The following is a 21,198-nucleotide window of genomic DNA, read 5'->3' on the forward strand; positions in this document are numbered from 1 at the left end:
CGAGCGGCGCGGCGAACGCCCGCTTCTTCGTCGGGCGTGCCGAGCAGTTGCTGCCCGAATGGGTGCAGCGCGGCATCCGCCCCGACGTCGTCGTGGTCGACCCGCCGCGCACCGGCTGCGAGCGCCCGCTGCTGCTCGCGCTCGCCGAGGCGAAGCCCGCACGACTCGTCTACGTGTCGTGCAATCCGTCCACCCTGGCGAAGGACTGCCTGGTGCTGCTCGGGGAAGGCTACCGGCTAGACTGGATTCAGCCGGTGGACATGTTCCCGCAGACGGCGCATGTGGAGTGCGTAATAGGAATGCAACGAATCGATACGTAGAAATCCTTTATTTTCAACACTTTGCGCGATTTATGACGTTCACGGCGGACAGCAACGACTTCAAAAATAAGGTGCTCAAAGACAAAATTGAGGTTTCCGTCGTTTTGGACCTGGATTTGGACGTCGCGTGTGTAGACATGTTGAAACAATAAGTTTACAAGGGCATTTGTAACTTGGAGGAGTTGTGACATGAGCATTACACCAGAAGAAAAAAAGTATTTGGTTGAGCAAATAGAGAACCTAACAAGCCCACGCCCTCTTTTTTACCTAAAGTTCTGTAGTTGCGAAAGTTTTGCGCAAAATGTGTGTAACGGGGATTTGTATGGAAACACAGCAGAGTATTTTAGGCGAAGAGAAATTGAAACTGGCGAACGTGGACAGGGTGACCAATTCGAGCTGCTGTTATCCATACAAACTGAAAATATTACGGTTATTGACAGCGAAACAGGGAATGTGGTTTTTACTGCTCCCAAGGGCGTACTGAAGACACAGTTTAAGGAAGATGATCTGATACCGATTGTCTCATTTGTTGGTATACCTCTTGGCGACATGGAAATTATTGATGTCGATGAAACACATGCTGATTTCAAATTTCCATTCACGGATGACGAATATAAAACAATGACAGAACGTTTTGGCGAATATTGTGTAATACTTGGAGCCAGAGAAGTAGAAGCGAGGATTGCCGCATATTGTAATCACTTTGGATGCGATTATATCTTTGATAAAGTTGAATATTGCAATCAAAACAGAATTGATAGAATGCAAGCTTTCAATAAAAGCGCGAAAGAACGCTTTCTGTACAAGAACTCAGATTTAGACTACCAAAGAGAATACCGGCTAGCTGTGGGAATAGAAATGCCAGAAGACCACTTCATTAGAATAGGTAAGTTGAGCACTGCCAAAGTAATAAAGTCGGATGAGTTGAAAAACTTGATAATCTCAATCAGCTATTCTTCCTACCCCAAGGAAGAATATTGGGGATAATTACACAAAGGATACAAGATATAACAAGGAACCCTAGATTGAAAATATATGAATATTCAAGAGAACGTCCCTCCATCTTGAGAGCGGCGTTCTCTTTTCATATAGATATTTTTCGAGAAAGCCGATTGTCTGAACTTGAATGTTCAGAACAATCGGCTTTTTGCTTGAAAGGAGAAGTGTAAGATGACCAAGGTGATCGCCCTCGCCAATCAGAAAGGCGGCGTGGGCAAGACCACAACGGCGGTCAACCTGGGGATCGGCTTGGCTGGGGATGGGAAAAAGGTTTTGCTGGTCGATGCGGACGCGCAGGGCAACTTGACGGATTCGTTAGGATTCCACGAACCGGATAATCTGCCGGTATCTTTAGCCACATTGCTGGCGAAAACGATGCTGGAAGAATCCTATGAAGCGCGGGAAGGTATTTTGCATCACCATGAAGGCGTTGACCTGATGCCAGGCAATATTGAACTGTCCGCTGTTGAGGTATCGATCGTCAATACGATGAGCAGAGAAACGATTTTGCGTTCGTACATCGATTCCGTTAAAGCCGACTACGATTACGTGCTGATCGATTGCATGCCGAGTTTGGGCATGTTGACCATCAATGCGCTGGCTGCGGCAGACAGCGTGATTATTCCTGTACAGGCGCATTATTTGCCGGCTAAAGGAATGACCCAACTTTTGCAGACGATTGCCCGTGTGCGCAGGCAGATCAATCCGAAGTTGGTTTTGGACGGCGTGCTGCTCACGATGGTAGACAGCCGGACGAAATTTGCCAAAGACATTTCCTTTGTTCTTCGGCGCGACTACGGCGACAAGCTGCGCGTGTTCAACACCGAAATTCCCTTATCCGTTCGCGCGGCGGAAACGAGCGCCAAGGGAAAAAGCATTTATGCTCATGACCCCAATGGTCAAACGGCAAAAGCGTATGCCGCCTTTACGAAGGAGGTGCAGAGCATTGGCAGCGAAAGACGACATGCGCGCCAGCATCAAACTGACCACAGTCGCTGATTTATTCTCCACCGAGGAGAGCCGCGCCGATGAAAAGCGGGAAAAAGTGTTGGACATCCCTTTATCTGAAATCAGCGATTTTCCCGGCCACCCGTTTAAGGTGAAGGCGGATGAAGCGATGCTGGAAATGGCGGACAGCGTAAAGCAATACGGCGTTCTTGTTCCCGGCCTGGTTCGTCCGAAGGCGGACGGCGGCTATGAAATGGTAGCCGGATATCGTCGTAAAAAAGCGAGCGAATTGGCAGGCAGAGAAACGATGCCCTGCATCGTCCGCGAACTGGACGACGATCAGGCGACGATCATTATGGTGGACAGCAACCTGCAACGGGAAAATATTGCGCCAAGCGAGAAAGCATTCGCCTATAAGATGAAGTTGGAGGCGATGAAAAGACAGGCGGGCAGACCGAGTAAAGAAAATTCTACCCAAGTTGGGCAGGATTTACGAGGCAAATATTCAGTTGAAATTTTGGCAGATCAGGCAGGGGAAAGTCGCAATCAAATCCAGCGCTATATCCGTCTTACCGAACTAACCCCCTCCATTCTCGAAATGGTAGACGATAAACGGATCGCCTTCAATCCGGCCGTAGAACTTTCATACTTGGCCGAAGAAGAACAGAAAGCCCTGTACGAAACGATGCAGTCCGAGGACTGCACGCCTTCGCTGGCGCAGGCGCAGCGCATGAAAAAACTGAGTCAGGACGGGCGGCTTAACGTGGATGTCATCTTCTCGATTCTCACAGAGGAGAAGCCGAACCAGAAAGAAAAGATGACCATTCGGCGCGAGCGGGTCGACCGTTTCTTCCCGAGGGACTTTACCGAAAAGCAAAAGGAAGATCTGATCGTACAATTGTTGGAAAGCTGGTATAAAAAACGGCAACGGGAACAGGAACGTTAACCTGTATCCTGTTCGGCAGGCACTCTCCCTTAGGACGGAGAGCTTTTTTATGCCCATTTTTGGGGAGGCGATTCATGATGTATTTCACGAAAGGGAGGCGTCGTCAATATGAGCGCCTGATGCAAGAAAAGCCGGGTTTCAACCGCGTTGAAGTTTTGGAGGATGAGACCGAGCAGCCGCGCACGCGAAACAAGAAATCTCGTGAAGCCGGCCAATCAAAACGAAACCGGAGAACGCAGGAAGATTGCAACTTTCCAGGAAGTGAGGACGGACGATGGAAGAAATGAAGCGAATGGTGGACAACTACGAAGTCGATCAGGCCATCTCCATCGGGAAAGTGGAAGTGCTGCTTGGCATAGACGAAACCAATGCCGAACGTCCGTACATGGTTTGTACCTGCACCCGAAACCATTCGTTGGGTGTCGAGCAATTTTACGCGATTGCGGCCGGCGCGGATAATCTTGAAGCCATGCATGACTTTATTTCCCGCGTGCAATGGGAACTGGAGGATCTCAAAGAAGAAAGGGCCAGCGTCAAGGTCCCCCTATCTCCCCTTACGCAAGCACAATGCCATTCGATTCGCGAAGACATGCGCATTGACAACCAGGTTGTCGTCATCCGGCCGGAACGGTTGCGACCCGAATATCGCACCGCTGTTAACCAGCTTGTGCTGGCGCTAAGCGGTTTTGGCACCTCTGCCTATTCCCGAGGTCGCGCCGTCTACGTGATCAATCTGTATACCGGAGAGGAGGCTCGCTGGAATCGGGAGGATTTTATGGGTCTGATAAAACCGGAGCACATGCCCGCATGGGCGCAAGAGAAACTGGAGCAGCATCAGGCTGTAACCAGGCAAAAGTCTAAGCGCCGCGACGAGGCCCGGTAAGAGATGCAATTCCATATATAGGAGAAAGGAGACGTGAGCGATGTCGTGGATGTATCGGCACCGCAAGACGCTTATTATCGCCGCAGTCGCCATAAGCGTTTGTTTGCTTGCGGCCGCGGCCGTTTATTCTCTGATCAAGCAATCAGAGCAAGAGCAGAAACAGCAACAGATGAAGGAACAATATGAAAGGCAAATCAGGGAACTGAAAACGATAGAGGAACAATCTCGCAGAAGTGTTTGGACTGTGGCGCGCACCATTCCTGCCGGTGACACGGTGAAGGCGGAAGACCTCAAGTCTGTCCCGATGCCTGCGAATTTGGTGCCGCAAGGAATGATTACCGATCAGAACGCGGTCATCGGCAAAAGCGCCAAAATCGAATTACAGCCAGGCACGCCGTTGATGCCTTCCATGCTGTACGAGAGCGCGCCGATCCCGAAGGATTTGCGTGTGCAGGAGTTTCATGTCATTCAGCTTCCCTCCAATCTGCGAAAGGGACAGTACATCGACGTGCGAATCAACTTCCCGACTGGCGAGGATTTTGTCTTGCTGGCGAAGAAGAAGGCGCGGGAGTTGTCCGGCAATGTCATCTGGCTGGAAATGAACGAGCTGGATCTATTACGGACTTCAAGCGCGATCATCGATGCCTACTTGCAAGGCGCGCGGCTGTATGCCCTGCCCTACATCGAGCCGGGCTTGCAGGAATCGGCGGTAGTCAATTATCCCGCCAATCCGAAGGTGCTCGATTTGATGGAACATGATCCGAACCTGCTCGAAAAAGCGACAACCGAGCTTGCCCGCCAACTGCGAACGACACTGGATGACAATCTGAAGGCGATGAGCGAGTCGGACAAACTGCGCGTAACGAGCGGCAGCGTAACGGTTCAGCAGCAATTGCAAAACGAACGGATTGTCACTCAGCAAGGCAATGCCATGCATGAGGCGACCCCATCGCCACCACCGGCAGGCGCAACGGCTAAGGTCGATCAGGTACCGCCAGCTGCGCAGCCGCTGCCCTCCTCTTCCGTTCCGACAACGACGAGTGAGAATCGGCCGGAAACGTCAGCGGAGTCTACATCATCTGTTTCAACAGATCCGGCACCAGCTTCGCCGTCTGGAGAGCCTGCAAAAGTGGATAAATTGGAGCAAATTTTTAATCAGTGAAGGAGGCCGTCATGAAAAAAGTCGTATTTTTTGGCGCGCCGGACAAAAGCCACCTGCTCCTTGTGCTGGGCAAGCTGCTCACGGCGATGGAGCGAAAGGTGCTGATCGTGGATTCCACGCTCGCTCAATCCATGCAAGGCTATTTGCCGCGAGCGGATTTTGGCTGTTCGATGCGGGAGTTTGAAGGCATCGATGTGGCAACCGGGCTCATCACGCCAGCGCAATTGGAACGCTCCCTGCTTCAAGCCGAAGGCGAAGCGGCCTACGATGTCATGCTGCTCGACACTGATCACGCCGAGTTTGTGAAAGGAAGAGAGTTGCCGGGCTATGACAAGCGGGTTTGGTGCAGCAATTGGAGACGGCTCGGCATGTATAAAAACGCGGAGTTGATGCAGCGGCTGTGCCTTCACGAAGCGGAAGGCCAGCCGCTCACGTTTTACAAAATGATCGCTCCCACTCTGCCGATCGCCATACCCGAGTCGTATATCGATTCGCTGCTACCGCAGCAGTTTGTCCGCTGGGAGGACACCGTGTTCCGCTTTCCGCTGGACGAACGGGATATGTCGGTCGAACTGGACAACCAGCATCATGGCAGCATCGACATCAGGCGGCTGTCCGGGACGTATCGCCGGACCGTGCTCGACATGCTGCAGCAGTTGTTTGATTGCGATGCCAAAACCGCCCGGCGGGCATGGGCGCGCTCCCGAAAGCGTTCGCGTGTCCGGTAATTTTATGCGAAAGGAGATGAAACAATGGGTTTTACCGTGGTGTTTTGGAGCCCGGTTTCGGGACAGGCCGGTACGACGAGCAACCTGATCGCCGCCGCAGCGCTGCTCGGTCTTGAATATTCTTCGCGCCTTTTGCTGCTTGGGCATTTGCAAAGCGAATACGCGGCCATCGAACGCGGCTTTTACCCGAGACGTTCCTGGATAAGCAGAACGGACGCCCCGTCTGACGCGGGCATCGACGCGCTGCTCAGGCTTTTGCAAAACCGCAAGCTGGAACCGAACAGGTTGCGGGATTACACGCTGCCGCTGCTCGCCGACCGGCTCGACATCCTTCCGGGATCGAACAAGCCGGATGCATCGTTTGTTTCCGCCGCACAGGAATGGCTTGCGCCCCTTTTGGAACTGACAAGGCGCGCTTACGATCTGGTATTGCTGGACGGCGGAAGCGGCAATTTGTCGGTGTGGACACAGGCGCTGCTGCGTCAGGCGGATTTGCTGGTCGTCTGTCTGCCGCAAAACGCGCTCAAGCTGGAGCAGGTTTTTCCGCTGGTGGAGGCGCAGCTTCAGTCCAACCGGAAGCATTTGCTTGTATTCGGACAATATGACCAAGGGTCGGCGTTGAGCGTCAAAAACGTCATGCGCCAGTTTCATCGGCGGGAGCCTGCGTACCCGATTGTCCATAATACGGGCTGGCTGGATGCGACCCAACAAGGAGAAGCCGTCCGTTTTTTATTTCGCAACCGGCAGGTGCCGCGCGGTCATGAAAACGATCCCTTTATGCAACAGGTGCGGGCATTAGCGCAGGCGCTCATCAACAACGTCGGACTGAACAAGCCTCTTTTCGGCGGGAAGGAGGAAGACGTTCGATGATGCTCGTGCTGAACGGATTGCTAATAACGGGCGTCCTGATTCCGATCGCAGTCCTGCTCTATTTGCGCATGAGCCGCCGCTTGCCGGAGCAGCCGGACGAAAAACCGGTTTATACGCTGGAAGCGATGACCGCGTTTGTGAAAGAGGCGCTGCACGAGATGACGAGCAGCAACCTGATCGATTTCGACTTGTCGGAAGAAGAATACCGCCGCCGCAAAAACAAGCGCGCGGAACTGAAAAAAGCGCTGCGGGGCTGCACGTCCGGAGATTTGCGGGACAAGGCGTATGTGAAGCAAGTGATCGCCGATTTGCTCGAACAGCGTTATACCTTGGACGATAATAACCTGAATCGCCTCCTGCCGTTTGAAGACCCACAGGCGCTCTCGCCACAAGATCAGTTTGATATCCTGCTCTTTCTTTTTAAGAAACAACATCGTTTGAAAGCGCTGGACGAGCTGATCCGAAAATACGAACTGGACCGCCCCAAACGGAGCGTGGAAGACGAAGAGACCGAGTCGTACCGGATTACCGCCGACGAAATCCGCGACATCTACAAGCAGGAAGCGCGCAAGCTGTCTGCCGAGGACAAAACCCAGATCGTTGTGCAGCGGATCTACCAGCAGTACAAAGGGTTTAGCGTCATCGACGAAATCCGCGACATGAAAATCGACGGCGTATCGGGCGGCGTCTCCGGCATCCCGCCCTCGATGTGGGAAGGCGAGTGGGGCCTGGAGGAAGAAGCGCTGCTGCGCGAAGTGCCAAGGTCGCATGACAGCGTGTGGCTGTTTTATAAAGGGAAATCCATTCATTTGAGCTTCCTGTCCTTCGGCTCGGAGCAAGAACTGAGGCGCGTGTGCCAGAACGTGTACAAACATAATTTTCCCGGCCAATTGTCCGAGGCGAACGGCTTTAAGGTGAACGAAATGGCCGATGGCTCCCGCGTCGTCGTGCTGCGCCCCCGGTTCAGCGAATCGTGGGCTTTTTTTGTGCGCAAATTCGATGTGCAAAACGCCGCGCTGGAACAATTGATTCAGGACGACAATGCGGAGTTGCCCATTGGGCTGATCCGATATCTCGTCATGGGCGAGCGCATTACGGCCATTACCGGCGCGCAGGGCAGCGGCAAGACGACGCTCTTGATGGCGATGGTGCGCTACATTCCGGCCATCTTGCCGATCCGGGTGCAGGAAATGAGCTTTGAGCTTCAGCTTCGGAAAATATACCGGGAACGCAACATTTTAAGCTTGCGGGAAACGGAAACGATCTCCGGGCAAGACGGTCTGGACATCCAGAAAAAAACGGACGGCTCGGTCAATATTTTGGGAGAAGTGGCGACCGACCCGGTTGCCGCCTGGATGGTGCAGATGGCGCAGGTCGCTTCGCTGTTCACCTTGTTTACGCATCATGCCAAAACATTCCGCGATCTTGTCTATTCGCTCCGCAACTCGCTGCTGAAGACAGGGGTGTTTACGAACGAAAAAGTGGCCGAGCAGCAGGTCGTCAGCGTCATCAACTTCGACATTCACCTCAGGCGGGACGCGGACGGACATCGCTACATTGAACGGATTACCGAATGCGTCCCGGTGGAGCGGGAAGAGGGCTACCCGGAGACGTTCCGCCACAAAACGACGACCGAGGAGAAAATGACGGCGTTCATGGAGACGATGCTGGAATATTTCCGCCGATCGACGGACCGACCGCTTTACGTCGCGCGGAACGTCATCGAATACCGCGACGGACGCTATGTCGCCGTTTATCCGTTGTCCGACCGAAGCCGCAAGGAAATCGCCGCATGCCTCGCCGGGCCGGACCAGGCGGCGTTCGAAGCGTTTTTGGCGGTTCACTGGGGGGATGGCGATGAGGCTTGAATGGCTGTCCCTGTTGCTTGGCGCCGCGACGGTATTGTTTCTCGCGATGGTGGCGGCGTTTCAATGGGTATCCCGCCACGGTTCGGACGCGGAGGCTGTACGGCGGTATGAAGCGCTGCGCAAACCGGGCAAAGCCCGCAAGAAGCAAGCGATGTACAGCGTGTTGCAGCAGTTGTATCGCCTATGCGAACGCGTGCCAATCCTGCGCGCTTATTTGCTTCATATTCGCAAACGAATGACCATTCTCCGGCTTGGCGACGAATGGAAGCTTCGGCTGGAGACGATGCGGACGGCACTGCTGATTTGGGGCGTGCTGCTCGCGGCGGCTGTTCCGCTGGCGATCGGCGTGCGCGACCCGGCCACGCTCGGCATGATTGGCATCGGCTTCTGGGTTGGCCACGGAATCCTTTCGGACAATCTGGTGCATCGGCTGGAGACGCGACTGCTTCGGCAACTCCGGCATTTCTTTTCGGATGTGCGCCATCATTATCATCGGCACGGCATGGTGGAAGAAGCCGTTTATGAAGCGGCGGACGGCGCGTCGTATGAGATGGCGCTGCACGGACACGAAATATACGAAGTGCTCACGGCAAGCGACGCCGAGCAGCGGCTGGCGCAGTATATCGAGAGCGCGCCGAACCGCTATTTGCAGGGCTTGGCCGGGCTGTCGCATCTGGTGAAGGAATACGGCGACAAACGAACCGCAACCGGTTCCGTGTACTTGAAGGCGCTTGGGAAGCTTGCGACCGAACTGAATCTGGAACTGCTGCGCCGCGAGCGCCTCAGTTTCCTGTTGCAAGGACTGACCGCCATCGCGCTGTTGCCGCTCTTGTTTACCCGGCCGATCGAAGCTTGGGCCAGCCATTACTTTCCGGCCATGGACGCCTTTTATGCGAGCACGACCGGCTGGATCGTGAAAATCGGCCTGATGGCGGTCGTATGGCTGTCCTACGTCCTGCTGCGGAACATTCAGGAGCTGGACGCGAGTCCAAAACCAACCGGCCGAAAAAGATGGGAGAAACGGGTTTACGAATGGCCGTGGATGCGCTGGCTTGTGCATCGTTTAGGTCCCGCCCCCGGTTCCCGGGAAGCTGACCGCATGGTCAAGCTGCTTAAAGACACCGCATCGCCGCTTCGGCTGGAATGGCTCTATGTGCAGCGCATCGTGGCGGGGGGCATGGCTTTTTTGGCTGTGCTCGGGATGTTTATGGCGCTTCATGCCGCAAGCCGGCATCAAATCTTGTATGCGCCGGTAAAGCCGGGCATCCTGTTCGGCCAACTTTCGCCGGAGGAGGAAGCCAGGGCGCGCGAGGCGGCGGCGCTCGATCGCCGCATCATCGATCGCGCAAAGGAGGTGAAGCACCGCACCGAAGAAACGGTGATGGCCCTGCTCCGCAGCGAAACGCCGACGGCGAATCAGGACGATCAGCTTCGCGCCGCGGCTCGGCGCATTTTGGGCAAGCTCACGAAGCTGGACAATCAGTATGTGAAATGGTGGGAAGCGCTCCTCGCCGCTCTCGCGGGATGGGGCGGCTACGCCATGCCGGTCGGCGTTCGGTTGTTCCAGCGGCGCATGCGGCAGATGGAGATGAAGCATGAAGTGGACCAACTGCATGCCGTCATCGCCATGCTGGCGGATCTGGACCGGATGTCGGTCGAGCATCTGCTCATCTGGATGGAGCAGTTTGCCCGCGTTTTCAAGGAACCGCTGCAAACGTGCTTGCTCCATTTCGAACAGGGCGCGGATCAGGCGCTGGCGCAGCTGAAAGAGGATGCGCCGTTTGTGTCGTTCGTCCGCACGGTCGAGAAGCTGGAACTGGCGGCGCAAAGTTTGCCGATCCGGGAAGCGTTCGACGACCTGGAGTCGGAACAGGCTTACGCGCAGGAGCAGCGCAAACAGGAGTATGAGCAATTGATCGAGCAAAAGGCAGGCTGGGGAAAATGGATCGGGTTTGCGCCGATGATGGCCCTCATTTTCGGCTATCTGGTCATTCCGCTCGTCATCGTCAGCTTGCATCAGATGTCCGTTTACTACGAACAGCTTCAGCGCATTCAGTAAGCGGACATGTTGCGGCGCTTTCCAAACGGGAAGTGTCTTTTTTATTTCGAATTTCATTTGAAGGAGAGATCGGTTCATGTCCAACGCGCAAAAAGCACTTGTGATGGCGGCAGGCATTTTTCTTGCCATCGCGCTCATTACCCTTGCCGTCGTATTGTTTATTTCCGCGCAAGACTCCACCAAGGCGGCGCAAAGCAATTTCAGCAATATCCAGACGGAGCTGTCGCAAACGGCGTTTACGGTGTACGACAACACGACGTTGTCGGGCAGTCAGGTGGTCAACGCGCTGCGCAAGTTCAGCGATCAGGACCAGTTCGGCATCCAGATTGTCACCGGGAAAAATCCGGCGGGTCAGTGGTATGGCAAGGTGATCAACACGGGTGTTCCGATCGACAGCGTGACCTACGGCTCAGTGGTTGGTGAAGCGCCGGGGCAACTGAGCCATGCGCTCGATGAAGCGAATATCAACTACGTCAATCCGAGCGGCAAATTTCGGGCGCAACTGGTGCATGACAGCAGCAACGTCATTCGCGGCATTGTGTTTCGGCAGCAGTAAGCGTCCTTACAGACATCACAACGCTGATGGGGCGTCCTTTCGGGTATAGACGGACGCCCAGTTTTTCCAAGGAGGAAGCCGATGGAACATGCCCCCAGAACGATGCTGGAAATGAGCGTGGCCTGTCTTCTCTTTCTGATGGCCGTAACAAGCGGACTGCTACTCTTTCAAACCGGGGCCGCGCTGAACGCCACCGCCTATGTGTCGGGAAAGTCGCTGGATCGCAACATGCAGATGACGTTTTCGCCGATTGCCGGCGACGGCACCGTATCCGGCGCAGAGGTAGCGCAATCCATTGCCCGGCTGGAGACGGGAGACGCGGAAATTGTGGTGGACGGCGTTCGATACGTGCCGCCGCTCGATCGGGACCCGTTCGTCCCCGCCGGCATTCGCCTGAATGCCCGGTATACGGCAGTCGCCCAGCGAGATGCGTCCGGACAACTGGTGCGTCTCATTTTCGCTTTACGCTAAGGAGAATGCCATGAACAGTATCTCGAAAGTTTTCGCGGCGCTCATTGCCGTTCTTTTGCTCTACCTCTACCCCATTTCCGCAGCCTTCGACCAGCAGGACGATATTTCGGAACTGGTCGTCCTGAAAGCGACGACAACGTTTGTGGATGCAGTGCGGGACAAGGGCTTTGTGTCGCCGAGCATGTATACGGACTTTATGGAGGCGATTGCGGCAACGGGCAACACCTTCGATGTGCAAATGGAACACGGAAGCAAAAAGTACGTGCCGGTTTACGACGACCCGACAAGGCCGGATACGTTTCGGGGCAGCTACGAAGTGCACTACGACCTATTTTACAACGCGCAGATTTTGCCTGTGCTCTTCCCGAACAGCGCGGCCGCAAAAGACGATCCGGCGCGACGCTACAAGCTGCGGGTCGGCGACACGTTTGCGGTCACGGTCAAAAATACGAACCGGACTCAAAGCACGATTCTGTTCGATTTTCTGAACCAGGCCATCAGTCCGAACGAAAAAATCTTCATTCCTTACGGCGGGGTGGTGCGCAATGAGGCTGATTGAATGGGCCATTGTCGGGGCGCTCATTTTCCTGCCGTTTGCGACCGTGAACCGGATCGAGGTCGAAACGCAGCGAAAGGCGCTATTGACCGAGCTGCGCTATAACGCCGCGCTGGATGCGGCGGTGGATGACGCGGCGCGGATGTTGACCGTCAATGCGAACCAGCAGCGGGAGACGCAATACGAATCGGCCAAGCGGGTGGCGCTGAACAAGGACGAGGCGATTGCCGCTTTTTATCGGACGCTGTACGCAAGCTTCGGCATTGCCGACGATCCCGTTGCCCAAGGCGTGCTGGGTCGGTATATCCCGGCTATTGCGGTGATTGGTTACGACGGCTTCTACGTCTATGCCGAGGAGGAGTGGACGGGAGCGGACGGGAACACGGAACGGAAACCGGTTTGGGGAGCGAAAAAGCCGTATGCCTACGCCGATCAAACGGGCAACAGCCTTTCGTTTACGCTGGACGATTTCGTCCTCGCTTACGATGCGGGCAGCCGGAGCTGGCACGAAGGCTTGCGCGCCGACGTCGGGCAGCAGACAAATATTGCGCTATTAAAGGATGCGGTGCGATTTGAGCAGGTGCGCCGGAGCACCATCGTCCGCGCAATTGAAGACGAACTCGCGTACCGGATCAATAAACACAACGAATCGGTTTCCCGATTTGGTCTCTCCTACACGTTTACATTGCCAACGATTTCACAGGAAGAATGGAACAATACCGTGGATGACGTCGGGGTGCTTGCTTTCATCCAGGGCATTCCGATGGGAGGCAAGTTTTACAACAATTACGCCCTCGGCGGAAGCCGAATACTCAAGAAACCGGAGATTGTCGGAGCCAGGAAAGGAAGCATGAAGGTGTATTACCGCAGCACATGCGGCTTTGCTTATCCGGTGGAAGAGACGTTTTCCAGCGAAAAAGCGGCCGCGCAAAAAGGCTATATGCCGCTGGACTGTCCTGTCTCGCCATCTTAACGAGACGGCGGTGATTTCGGAAAGTGGACACGCCGTCAGATCGGCTCTATGATGAACCTGACAGTAGAAATCTTCCAAACTTGTCATGATCCCTATTAAGAGAGGAGCGAATTGCGTGAGAAAATGGGTATTTTCAGGACTTGTCGCCGCGATGATTTGCAGCCTGTTCAGTGCGACGGCAAGCGCGGCAGGCAACCCTCCGTCTTTTGTCAGCGTCGTCATGGACGGACAAAAAATCTGGTTTCCCGATGCGCAAGCATTTGTCGATGAAAACAACCGGACGCTCGTGCCGGTTCGATTCATCGCGGAAAAGATGGGCGCAAACGTAGGCTGGGAGCCCAAAAGCATGACCGTACCGATTGAACGGGACGACCTGCATATTGTGCTTACGATCGGCGATAGCAAGGCGCTCGTCAACGGTAATGAAGTGACCTTCGATTCGAAGGCGATCACCAGCGGCGGCCGGACGTTTGTCCCGCTGCGTTTTGTCAGCGAAGCGCTGGGGGCGGAAGTGAATTGGGATAGCCCGACATCGACCGTCTTCATTTCCACACAAGAAGACGCCAATGCGAAGTATGATGAATGGGGCCGCCTGATTCGCACAACCCATTTGCCGAAGAACGCGAAAGATTACCCGTACATTCTGGCCGATGTGCCGAATGAAGCGTATGAGATGGCCTATCCCTACTCGCATCCTACGGACAGCAAGGTTTCATCGGTATTGTATTCAACCATACCGGAATTCAATAAGAAAAACGTGGATATATGGATGAACCGGTTGAAAATGTTCGGCGCGCTGTGGCTGAATGTGGACTACAAAACGATTGACGATTCTTGGGCGCAGGCGGTATTCGCCACGAAAATGCAAAGCTCCAATGCGGAATTGAAATATATCCGGCGGTATGTGGAGTGGGTTAAAGAAAACAAGATTCAGACCGAAGGATACCTTGATCCCGAGCCTTCCATGATCTATAAAGACGGGTTTGGAAATAATTATGTACGTTCCAAGTTCAGAATCAAATTCAACTCATTCACGGAAAGTAAAAATTTGCTGTACGATGAGCGGTTCCCCAATGATCGCAAATTCGATAAGCAGGTTTGGTACGAAGGTTACGCGGATATTTCCCTTTCCACGAATGTTGGCGGCGATTGGGGCAGTACATTGAAAGTCGATCCGGGAGCCAGTTTATTCCGCAATTATTTCATCAGAAAGGCGGACTCGGAATAGATGAAGAAAAACAAATTCATAAAATCGGCGTTGAGCGTGCTTCTGGCATGCTCTTTTTTATTTTCGGGTTTTCCTTTCGCAGCGAAAGCCGAAACCCCAAAAGTAAGAACTGAGGCAGGAAAAATCAGCTTTGAAATCACCAGTACGGCTGCAACATCGTCTATTAGATACAGAACCGTGGGTTGGACGGTGCGCCGTGACCAATTATGTTCGAATACGACGCCCAAGCAGTGTGGCGATCCGAGAAGCGGCCAACATGCTTCATTTTTGGACCAGCAAGTACGGCAAGTAGGACAGGAACCGAATCCGCCGATCCCCGGCCAGCCTGTCACGACCTATTACGAAGTCAGCGAGGCGCTTGTCACGGAAGGCATGTGGAACGCGGGCATGGGCGACATCAAAGACAACGACGACTTATATTTGTATGCCATCATGGTGTCCATCGACGGAAACGGCAACGTGCGCAAAGGGCCCTTTTATACGTTAGATGAGATCAAGAGAGCCGAACCTTGGGCGCACCCGGACGACTTGGACGATTATTTCGGCATTCATGTACCCTATCGAAGCGCGGAATTTCCCGTCGATGTCATTGCAAAAACCGTAGACGGCATAGTCATTCAAAGACCGGAAGTTACATTTCTAAAGGGCGAGTACAAAGTCGGGGAAACGATCAATCATGAATTTCCCGAAACGATTGAGGACAACGGAAAAACGTATACGATCGTTCGTTCCTATTTATCGCCCAAGCAGGACCCGACGCGGAAAGACTGGCTGCAAGAAGACCCGGAAACCAATCCGAAGGTGCGAACGCGAAGCTTTACGGTGCATCTGGGCGGAACGGACGCGGTTGCCGAATATGCGGAGAACAATCCGGTGAAGGCCATCTATCAAAAAGAAGACGGCACCAAACTCAAAGAAGTGGACAAAGGCGTTTTCGCAACCGGCGAGGAAGCGAACCATACGTTCGAAGGACAAATCACTTCCGGCGGTCAGACGTATGAAATCATCCGCTCTTACATTACGAACAATAACAAACCCGACGAGAAGCTGTTCATTCAGGAAAAAGGCGACCCCAAGCTCAAAGAGCGCTCCATTCTGGTGGGATCGGGCGGCTCCAACTTTATCGGCATTTACAAAATTCCCTCCTCGGTAACGGTCGCGTCCCGGATTGAAGCGCCGGAAACGGTCGACCAAAACGTGACCGAAGTGGACGGGAATTTTGTTTTTGAAGTCAAGTCGTTAAAAAATTTGCAGTCATACGAAATCACGGATATTCGAAATGCCAGGCTCGTTCAAACGGGCGACAAAACCGGAAACCTCTCCGGCACGTCAACGAGTAAAACGATTCCGATCAAAATCCCGTTCACGTCCGGCGACAAAGTGAGCGTGCAAATCACCGTCGTTGTGAAGGATGTGGACGGCAATACGGGGGACTCGACATCCGATCATACGGTACGCAAAGGCGACGGCGACGGAAAACCGCAGCCCGGCGCTTCCCAGCAGGCCGAAGCGATGGAGCCAAGCGCTTCTGCTGTCATTCAGGCGGATGCGCGCGGCGCAGAAAAATTTGATGTGCTGCAAGGCATTCCGACTTCAGAGAACCTGTATGTGAACGCTTTGGCCAAATCGTACTTGTATCGCAACACGTTCACGGAAACGACCGGCACGAAGCAATACCCGATTCAGGTGAGTAAAACATATACCCTCACCTGGACGGAGACGCGATCCGGCCCGCCCGATGCGGACGGGAATCCGACCACCATTACCGTTCCGCGTTCAGATACACAGACGGTCACCAAAAACTATTCGATTGAACGCAAGTACAGCTTCTGGACGATTCAAAATCTCGAAGTGTACGGCATTCAAAAGGCGACGGTCTCCAATTATGCGCTTCCTTCGGGAACAGTTACGCTGGAGCCGAATGGCTATACGCCGCCAACCGTTTCCGCTGCGCATGATGCGTCGCTCAGCGCGCATATGACCGATCCGGTCTATTCGAATGTGACGCTGCCCGGACAAACGATTTCCGGCGGTTCCAGCCGGCCTTCCGTACCGAACGAGGACTGGACAAACGAGGCCGAGAGAGCTATTGGCAAGATCAAGGTAAAAAACGACTCGTTCGTTTTTAACGGAAATACAATCATGGACAACCGAATCGTTGAGGAAAAAGCGCCGACGCCGGGGGCGATACCGGCCCCGCCGATGATTGGGCAAGATGTGCTGTACGGCAAAGGTTATCTCATTGACGCTTTCAAAACAAACAAAGCGAATCAACCGAGCACCGGCACCATCTTTTATACGCTGGTCAAGGGCATTGGCGGCGGGGAAAACAAGAGCTATCCGATCGGCGGCATCAATCCGGTGACGGTGCATACGCCGGTGGTGAACTACGCCTCGGTGTCGGACGATCAGGCCCACAACCAGAAAACGCAGCCGACTGCCGGGCGGTCGGCGCTCATTCTGGACCGGCCCTTCTCCGTGACGATTCCGACAAGCGGCCCGCACATGGACATCAAGGGCTACGGAAATCGGGATTATGCCAAGTATGTGAGGGACAAGCAGGTACGCTTTCCGTTCGATGTGTACAAAGCGGATCGCACGTCGTTCGTCCCCAAGGACACGTGGGTGTCCATCCCGGTCGGTCAGTTGCAGACGACCTTCTACTTGCCCGTTTGGGTGGACGAGGGCCATTACGACGTGTTATTCCGAACGTTTGCCGAGAATAGTCCGGCCTCCTTTACGTCCCAGATGAATGCCAATCTGGACTTGTCCAACCATGTGGCTGCGCAGGTGGTTCCAGTGGAAGTGATCGGACGTCTCTATGATTTCCGCATCACCGACATTGCCGATTTTGCCTGGGAATCGGTGTTCCGCACCCAAAAGGGCAGCGCGACGCCGACAGGAAACGCCTACTGGGTCGGCACGAAAGGCATTGACGGCGCACCGCGCGGCAATACCCCTCCTTACGTGCTGCCGGTACGGCAAGGCAGTCACCCGGAGAGCGGCAAGAAAAATGTTGCGGTCAAAACGGGTTACCATGTCAAATTCGAAGTCATGACGAAAGGCAACATGTTCGGCTCGGGCGACGGCATCCTCATTACACCGACGTTTTATTTTGTGGACAGCAAGGGGAAGAACAGGCAGGAAGTCGATCTCTACTATCATTCAGGCAGTCAGCGGTTTATTCGTATTGGCTCCAGCGACGATGTGGAGAAACGGTATGTGACGCTCGACGCTCGCCTGCGCAATGTGCCGAAGCAGGAGTTGACCGGCACCGCCGCAACGCTTTGGTCGCTGAACGGTTCGCCCGGAGCGAGGCAGACGTTTATCGATCAATATGTAAAGGATGCGCAGAAGCCGACCTATGTGGGCGGCTACGATATCATGCTGCTGCCGCCTCAGCTTCGGACGTTTGTCGGAAGCACGCAGGTGCCCTCCGGCATCGATGCGGCCCGCGCCAACGCTTCGGTTCAGCGATGGCGGGGGGACTACAGTTTGCCCGCCGCGCCGTACGTGGTGCCGAAAGGCTTCAATCTGGCGGAGTACGGCCGCACGCACCGGCTGGACGACCATGCGCCCGTATTTCTGAAGGATGGGTACATCATCGTCAATTTCAACATCGAAACGATCCGCAATCAAGACTTGAACCATCCGCATCTGCAATACAAAAACGCGCCGCTGGACAATCAGTGGCGGATGGAAGGGTTTCAGCCCAGCTTCGTCGATCCATACGGGGCAACGTTCTCCCTGCTGGACGGCGACGTCGTCTTTTATCATGCCAATTTGTCCAGCCACGACGACTTTGGGACGGGAGGCACCCATTAAATTCACCAGACGGGAGGGATAAACATGTTGGAAAAGCTGCAAAGTGCCGCGCCAGAGGATACGGCTTATTTTTATTCCGCTTCTGCCGCAGAGGAGATCGAACGTGGCTGCATCGGCCACCTGCGCGGCGATTTTGGGCGGTCGGGCGAGGAGTTCTGGGTAACCTGGTTTCCCCGGCGCTCTCCCTTTGAAACGACTGCTTTTAAAGAAGAATTGGGTAAGGTCTTTCAAGCTATCGGCGATCAGAAGGTGCTGAAAAGCCGCAAGCATATGTTACGATTTTGCAGCGAGCACCCGGAGGCGCGCATCGGCGGTGCTTGGAGCACGGATGTATACGGGTTTTGCATGCAAACGCAGGATCACCGCTACTATTTGCGCTGCTTTCCCTTTGCCGGGGATTACAACTTTTACTTGTACTGCTATGCCCGGCCGGAGCGCTTGGTGGAGCAGCAACAGCAAGCGCCTTCCACGCCTGCCGCACAGAAGAAAAAAACGGAAACGCAACGATAGGAGGACGCAATGAACGATCTCACTCGTTATCGGCTGCTGGACGGAGCCTCGCTTCCGCTTGCGGCCAAGTTGGTGTACTGCTATTTACTGAATTTGGCGGGCGGAAAAAACAGCCGCTTTCCTCCCGTCGGCTTGTGGCAGATATCGGACTTTCCCCTTCTATGTGTGTCGCAACCTAGAGCGAACACCTACCAGCCGGGAGGAAAAGAATATGCTGGAAAGACTGCAAACGGCCGTGTCGGAGGACGCGGCCTATTTTTATTCCGCTTCGATAAAGAAGGATACGGAACGGGGTTGCATCGGGCACCTGCGCGGTTATTTTGGCAGCAGCGGCGAGACATTCTGGGCAAACTGGTTCGAGCATTTGCCAGCGCTAAAAACGCCGGCTTTCCGGGCGGAACTGGAGGCGGTTGTGCGGGCATTGACGGAGCAGGGACTTCTTCAAAGCCGCAGCCAGATGCACCGTTTTTGCCTGTCGCATCCGGAGGCCCGATTATCGGGGGCGTGGCATTCCGGCGTATACGGCTTTTGTTTTCAAACCGCACACCATCGGTACTACCTGCGTTGTTTCCCGCATGCGGGAGACTACAATTTCTATCTGTACTGCTACATCCGGCCGGATCGTTTGTCGGAACGATCGCCGGGGCGATAGCGTCTGCCGAGGAGGAAGTTTATGAACGATCTCACCCGGTATCAACTGCTGGCCAAAGCGAAGGTATCTCCTGCCGCAAAGCTATTGTACAGCTACCTGATGGACCGCGCGGGCGGGCGGCACGGCTGCGTCTTGTTGTCCGGCAAAAGGCTGGCTTTGGAGGTGGGTCTTTCCCATTCGACTGTCCGTCGCAATCTGCACCTGTTGCAGCATATCGGACTCCTTCGGATTACGGCTCGTTATTCCGAGGAAGGCATTCGCCTGACCAATCAAATCACGTTTCGGTAAGGGAGGTGCTCTCATGACAGCCAAGTTGCAGCGCATCGTCGAACTGGCTGCCAGCACGGCTCGCACGGTGACGAATCACCCTGACCGCTGGGCGGATTTTTTGCGGACGGCGGCCTGGAACTATAAATATCCGTTTCAGGATCAACTGTTGATCTACGCACAACGTCCTGACGCAACGGCCTGCGCGCCGATTGACGTCTGGAACAAACGGCTGGATCGATGGGTGAAGCGCGGCGCGAAAGGGATTGCCCTGATTGAAGATCGGGGCAACCACCTGGGCCTGCGCCATGTGTTTGACGTATCGGATACCCAGAGCAGACGCCAGCCGCAGGTGTCGCTTTGGCGATTGCAGGACAGCGATACGGCTCATGTCATCGAAACGCTGGAAAATGCGTTCGGCGCGTCGGATGAGATGGAACCACGTGCGGATCTGCCTGCTGCGTTGCTCGCTGCTGCGTGGAATGCGGTGGATGACAACAGCGCCGATTATGTGGCGGAGTTGATGAAAGAGCGGGAACACAGTTTGCTGGAAGACCTGGACATACCACATGTGGAATTACTGTTCAAGCAAATGGCCGAAACGGCCGTCGCTTACACGGCGATGACCCGTTGCGGACTCGATCCCGCACATTACATCAGCATCGAGGATTTGTCCGGCATCGGGTATTTCAACACGCTTCCTGCGCTGTCTCACTTGGGCGCAGCGATTAGCGATGTGTCCGAGATGATGCTGCGGGAAGTGGAATCGACCGTTCGAGCGTTGCGCCGGGAGGCACAACGTGCAAATGAGGGGCAATCGTTTCATACCCTTGCAAGACCCGATTCCTTGCCGCACAATGAAGCTACTCGACAAGAAAGGAAGGATGAACATGGAACTGACGTACTCGCCGCAAGGGGATTATCTGCTGCCCAACCTGACGCTGAGCGAAGCGGAGACGACCATCGGGAAGTACGGGATGATGCGCAAGACGTTCCTGAAAACCGAGCGGAAGGGCATGTACGCCCATCTGATGTTGTCGGAGCAGTTGAACCGGCATCTGGCGGACATCGACCGGACAGCGCGGGAGCAGATCGACCGGACGATGAAGGAGATGCTTCGGCTGAACCCGGCACCGGACAAGGCGAGCGATCCGCTGGCCTGGACGGGACATATGAACAACCTGAAGCAGCAGGCGGAGGAACTGATTCTGGCGGAACTGATTTATCATTAAAATGGTTTGATCGGGAAACGGAGGACCGAGGTCTTCCGTTTTTTCATGACCATGCCATCATCAATGGCATGCTCCGAGCCGCGCCGCTGCGGGAGAGCAAGTCGGACATCACAGCATTTTTCCTTGCTCACGAGGATGAGCGCGA

21 protein-coding genes and 1 pseudogene are annotated in these 21,198 nt (G+C 54.6%); 21 read left to right on the forward strand and 1 reads right to left on the reverse strand.

Annotated features, from left to right (window positions below; all coding sequences use genetic code 11):
- The 20 genes and pseudogenes from PEH01S_RS16320 to PEH01S_RS16415 form a co-directional block, all read left to right on the forward strand.
- Positions 1 to 320 (forward strand): annotated as a pseudogene (locus PEH01S_RS16320) (class I SAM-dependent RNA methyltransferase); the annotation flags it as partial.
- 189 nt (positions 321 to 509) lie between these two features.
- Entirely contained in the window at positions 510 to 1,307 is a 798-nt protein-coding gene (locus tag PEH01S_RS16325; protein ID WP_127486713.1) for a hypothetical protein, read from the forward strand.
- A gap of 183 nt (positions 1,308 to 1,490) precedes the next feature.
- The gene (locus tag PEH01S_RS16330) at positions 1,491 to 2,318 is read left to right on the forward strand and encodes a ParA family protein (protein ID WP_127486715.1); all 828 of its coding nucleotides are present in this window, start codon (positions 1,491 to 1,493) and stop codon (positions 2,316 to 2,318) included.
- Entirely contained in the window at positions 2,266 to 3,213 is a 948-nt protein-coding gene (locus PEH01S_RS16335; protein ID WP_430031079.1) for a ParB/RepB/Spo0J family partition protein, read from the forward strand. Before PEH01S_RS16330 ends, PEH01S_RS16335 begins: the two co-directional genes overlap by 53 nt.
- Positions 3,214 to 3,287: 74 nt before the next feature.
- Complete coding sequence (locus tag PEH01S_RS16340; protein ID WP_127486717.1) at positions 3,288 to 3,500, forward strand: hypothetical protein; 213 nt, start codon at positions 3,288 to 3,290, stop codon at positions 3,498 to 3,500.
- Positions 3,488 to 4,096, forward strand: coding sequence for a hypothetical protein (locus tag PEH01S_RS16345; RefSeq protein ID WP_127486719.1), 609 nt, complete (start codon positions 3,488 to 3,490; stop codon positions 4,094 to 4,096). Before PEH01S_RS16340 ends, PEH01S_RS16345 begins: the two co-directional genes overlap by 13 nt.
- A 40-nt stretch (positions 4,097 to 4,136) precedes the next feature.
- Complete coding sequence (locus PEH01S_RS16350) at positions 4,137 to 5,258, forward strand: SAF domain-containing protein (RefSeq protein WP_127486721.1); 1,122 nt, start codon at positions 4,137 to 4,139, stop codon at positions 5,256 to 5,258.
- A gap of 11 nt (positions 5,259 to 5,269) precedes the next feature.
- Positions 5,270 to 5,986, forward strand: coding sequence for a hypothetical protein (locus PEH01S_RS16355; RefSeq protein WP_127486723.1), 717 nt, complete (start codon positions 5,270 to 5,272; stop codon positions 5,984 to 5,986).
- Positions 5,987 to 6,010: 24 nt separating this feature from the next.
- Positions 6,011 to 6,856, forward strand: a complete 846-nt coding sequence (locus tag PEH01S_RS16360; RefSeq protein ID WP_127486725.1) for a MinD/ParA family ATP-binding protein — start codon at positions 6,011 to 6,013, stop codon at positions 6,854 to 6,856.
- On the forward strand, positions 6,853 to 8,724 hold the full coding sequence (locus PEH01S_RS16365) for an ATPase, T2SS/T4P/T4SS family (protein ID WP_127486727.1): 1,872 nt from the start codon (positions 6,853 to 6,855) through the stop codon (positions 8,722 to 8,724). Before PEH01S_RS16360 ends, PEH01S_RS16365 begins: the two co-directional genes overlap by 4 nt.
- Positions 8,714 to 10,783, forward strand: coding sequence for a hypothetical protein (locus tag PEH01S_RS16370; protein ID WP_127486729.1), 2,070 nt, complete (start codon positions 8,714 to 8,716; stop codon positions 10,781 to 10,783). The genes PEH01S_RS16365 and PEH01S_RS16370 overlap by 11 nt, the downstream gene beginning before the upstream one ends.
- Before the next feature lie 76 nt (positions 10,784 to 10,859).
- Positions 10,860 to 11,339 (forward strand): hypothetical protein, encoded by a 480-nt coding sequence (locus PEH01S_RS16375; protein ID WP_027093301.1) that lies wholly within the window; start codon positions 10,860 to 10,862, stop codon positions 11,337 to 11,339.
- Positions 11,340 to 11,420: 81 nt separating this feature from the next.
- Positions 11,421 to 11,810, forward strand: a complete 390-nt coding sequence (locus PEH01S_RS16380) for a hypothetical protein (RefSeq protein WP_127486731.1) — start codon at positions 11,421 to 11,423, stop codon at positions 11,808 to 11,810.
- Between the two features lie 10 nt (positions 11,811 to 11,820).
- Positions 11,821 to 12,369: a hypothetical protein gene (locus PEH01S_RS16385; RefSeq protein ID WP_127486733.1), complete on the forward strand. Its 549-nt coding sequence runs from the start codon at positions 11,821 to 11,823 to the stop codon at positions 12,367 to 12,369.
- Positions 12,356 to 13,339, forward strand: coding sequence for a hypothetical protein (locus tag PEH01S_RS16390; RefSeq protein ID WP_127486735.1), 984 nt, complete (start codon positions 12,356 to 12,358; stop codon positions 13,337 to 13,339). The genes PEH01S_RS16385 and PEH01S_RS16390 overlap by 14 nt, the downstream gene beginning before the upstream one ends.
- Before the next feature lie 115 nt (positions 13,340 to 13,454).
- The gene (locus PEH01S_RS16395) at positions 13,455 to 14,567 is read left to right on the forward strand and encodes a copper amine oxidase N-terminal domain-containing protein (RefSeq protein ID WP_246062948.1); all 1,113 of its coding nucleotides are present in this window, start codon (positions 13,455 to 13,457) and stop codon (positions 14,565 to 14,567) included.
- Positions 14,568 to 18,392 (forward strand): DUF5704 domain-containing protein, encoded by a 3,825-nt coding sequence (locus tag PEH01S_RS16400; protein WP_407669439.1) that lies wholly within the window; start codon positions 14,568 to 14,570, stop codon positions 18,390 to 18,392.
- Positions 18,393 to 18,416: 24 nt separating this feature from the next.
- Positions 18,417 to 18,902: a hypothetical protein gene (locus PEH01S_RS16405; RefSeq protein WP_080835137.1), complete on the forward strand. Its 486-nt coding sequence runs from the start codon at positions 18,417 to 18,419 to the stop codon at positions 18,900 to 18,902.
- A 211-nt stretch (positions 18,903 to 19,113) separates the two neighbouring features.
- Positions 19,114 to 19,554: a hypothetical protein gene (locus PEH01S_RS16410; RefSeq protein ID WP_127486739.1), complete on the forward strand. Its 441-nt coding sequence runs from the start codon at positions 19,114 to 19,116 to the stop codon at positions 19,552 to 19,554.
- A 21-nt stretch (positions 19,555 to 19,575) separates the two neighbouring features.
- Positions 19,576 to 19,842: a helix-turn-helix domain-containing protein gene (locus PEH01S_RS16415; protein ID WP_127486742.1), complete on the forward strand. Its 267-nt coding sequence runs from the start codon at positions 19,576 to 19,578 to the stop codon at positions 19,840 to 19,842.
- Here PEH01S_RS16415 and PEH01S_RS35445 read toward each other — a convergent pair.
- Positions 19,829 to 20,392: a hypothetical protein gene (locus PEH01S_RS35445; protein WP_246062951.1), complete on the reverse strand. Its 564-nt coding sequence runs from the start codon at positions 20,390 to 20,392 to the stop codon at positions 19,829 to 19,831. The genes PEH01S_RS16415 and PEH01S_RS35445 overlap by 14 nt on opposite strands.
- Before the next feature lie 319 nt (positions 20,393 to 20,711).
- Between PEH01S_RS35445 and PEH01S_RS35450 the strand changes: the two genes are divergently transcribed.
- Positions 20,712 to 21,053, forward strand: coding sequence for a TnpV protein (locus PEH01S_RS35450; protein ID WP_245809711.1), 342 nt, complete (start codon positions 20,712 to 20,714; stop codon positions 21,051 to 21,053).
- Positions 21,054 to 21,198: the final 145 nt, after the last annotated feature.

This window comes from Paenibacillus ehimensis NBRC 15659, from assembly GCF_004000785.1.
Lineage (GTDB): Bacteria > Bacillota > Bacilli > Paenibacillales > NBRC-103111 > Paenibacillus_G > Paenibacillus_G ehimensis.

What these genes read in the sequence shown, in the direction of transcription:
- PEH01S_RS16410 (WP_127486739.1), top strand. Translation starts at nt 19,114, where the DNA reads ATGCTGGAAAGACTGCAAACGGCCGTGTCGGAGGACGCGGCCTATTTT.
- PEH01S_RS16400 (WP_407669439.1), top strand. Translation starts at nt 14,568, where the DNA reads ATGAAGAAAAACAAATTCATAAAATCGGCGTTGAGCGTGCTTCTGGCA.
- PEH01S_RS16345 (WP_127486719.1), top strand. Translation starts at nt 3,488, where the DNA reads ATGGAAGAAATGAAGCGAATGGTGGACAACTACGAAGTCGATCAGGCC.
- PEH01S_RS35450 (WP_245809711.1), top strand. Translation starts at nt 20,712, where the DNA reads ATGGAACTGACGTACTCGCCGCAAGGGGATTATCTGCTGCCCAACCTG.
- PEH01S_RS16360 (WP_127486725.1), top strand. Translation starts at nt 6,011, where the DNA reads ATGGGTTTTACCGTGGTGTTTTGGAGCCCGGTTTCGGGACAGGCCGGT.
- PEH01S_RS16350 (WP_127486721.1), top strand. Translation starts at nt 4,137, where the DNA reads ATGTCGTGGATGTATCGGCACCGCAAGACGCTTATTATCGCCGCAGTC.
- PEH01S_RS16385 (WP_127486733.1), top strand. Translation starts at nt 11,821, where the DNA reads ATGAACAGTATCTCGAAAGTTTTCGCGGCGCTCATTGCCGTTCTTTTG.
- PEH01S_RS16405 (WP_080835137.1), top strand. Translation starts at nt 18,417, where the DNA reads ATGTTGGAAAAGCTGCAAAGTGCCGCGCCAGAGGATACGGCTTATTTT.
- PEH01S_RS16390 (WP_127486735.1), top strand. Translation starts at nt 12,356, where the DNA reads ATGAGGCTGATTGAATGGGCCATTGTCGGGGCGCTCATTTTCCTGCCG.
- PEH01S_RS16330 (WP_127486715.1), top strand. Translation starts at nt 1,491, where the DNA reads ATGACCAAGGTGATCGCCCTCGCCAATCAGAAAGGCGGCGTGGGCAAG.
- PEH01S_RS16375 (WP_027093301.1), top strand. Translation starts at nt 10,860, where the DNA reads ATGTCCAACGCGCAAAAAGCACTTGTGATGGCGGCAGGCATTTTTCTT.
- PEH01S_RS16325 (WP_127486713.1), top strand. Translation starts at nt 510, where the DNA reads ATGAGCATTACACCAGAAGAAAAAAAGTATTTGGTTGAGCAAATAGAG.
- PEH01S_RS16355 (WP_127486723.1), top strand. Translation starts at nt 5,270, where the DNA reads ATGAAAAAAGTCGTATTTTTTGGCGCGCCGGACAAAAGCCACCTGCTC.
- PEH01S_RS16340 (WP_127486717.1), top strand. Translation starts at nt 3,288, where the DNA reads ATGATGTATTTCACGAAAGGGAGGCGTCGTCAATATGAGCGCCTGATG.
- PEH01S_RS16370 (WP_127486729.1), top strand. Translation starts at nt 8,714, where the DNA reads ATGAGGCTTGAATGGCTGTCCCTGTTGCTTGGCGCCGCGACGGTATTG.
- PEH01S_RS35445 (WP_246062951.1), bottom strand. Translation starts at nt 20,392, where the DNA reads ATGTGGTATGTCCAGGTCTTCCAGCAAACTGTGTTCCCGCTCTTTCAT.
- PEH01S_RS16365 (WP_127486727.1), top strand. Translation starts at nt 6,853, where the DNA reads ATGATGCTCGTGCTGAACGGATTGCTAATAACGGGCGTCCTGATTCCG.
- PEH01S_RS16380 (WP_127486731.1), top strand. Translation starts at nt 11,421, where the DNA reads ATGGAACATGCCCCCAGAACGATGCTGGAAATGAGCGTGGCCTGTCTT.
- PEH01S_RS16415 (WP_127486742.1), top strand. Translation starts at nt 19,576, where the DNA reads ATGAACGATCTCACCCGGTATCAACTGCTGGCCAAAGCGAAGGTATCT.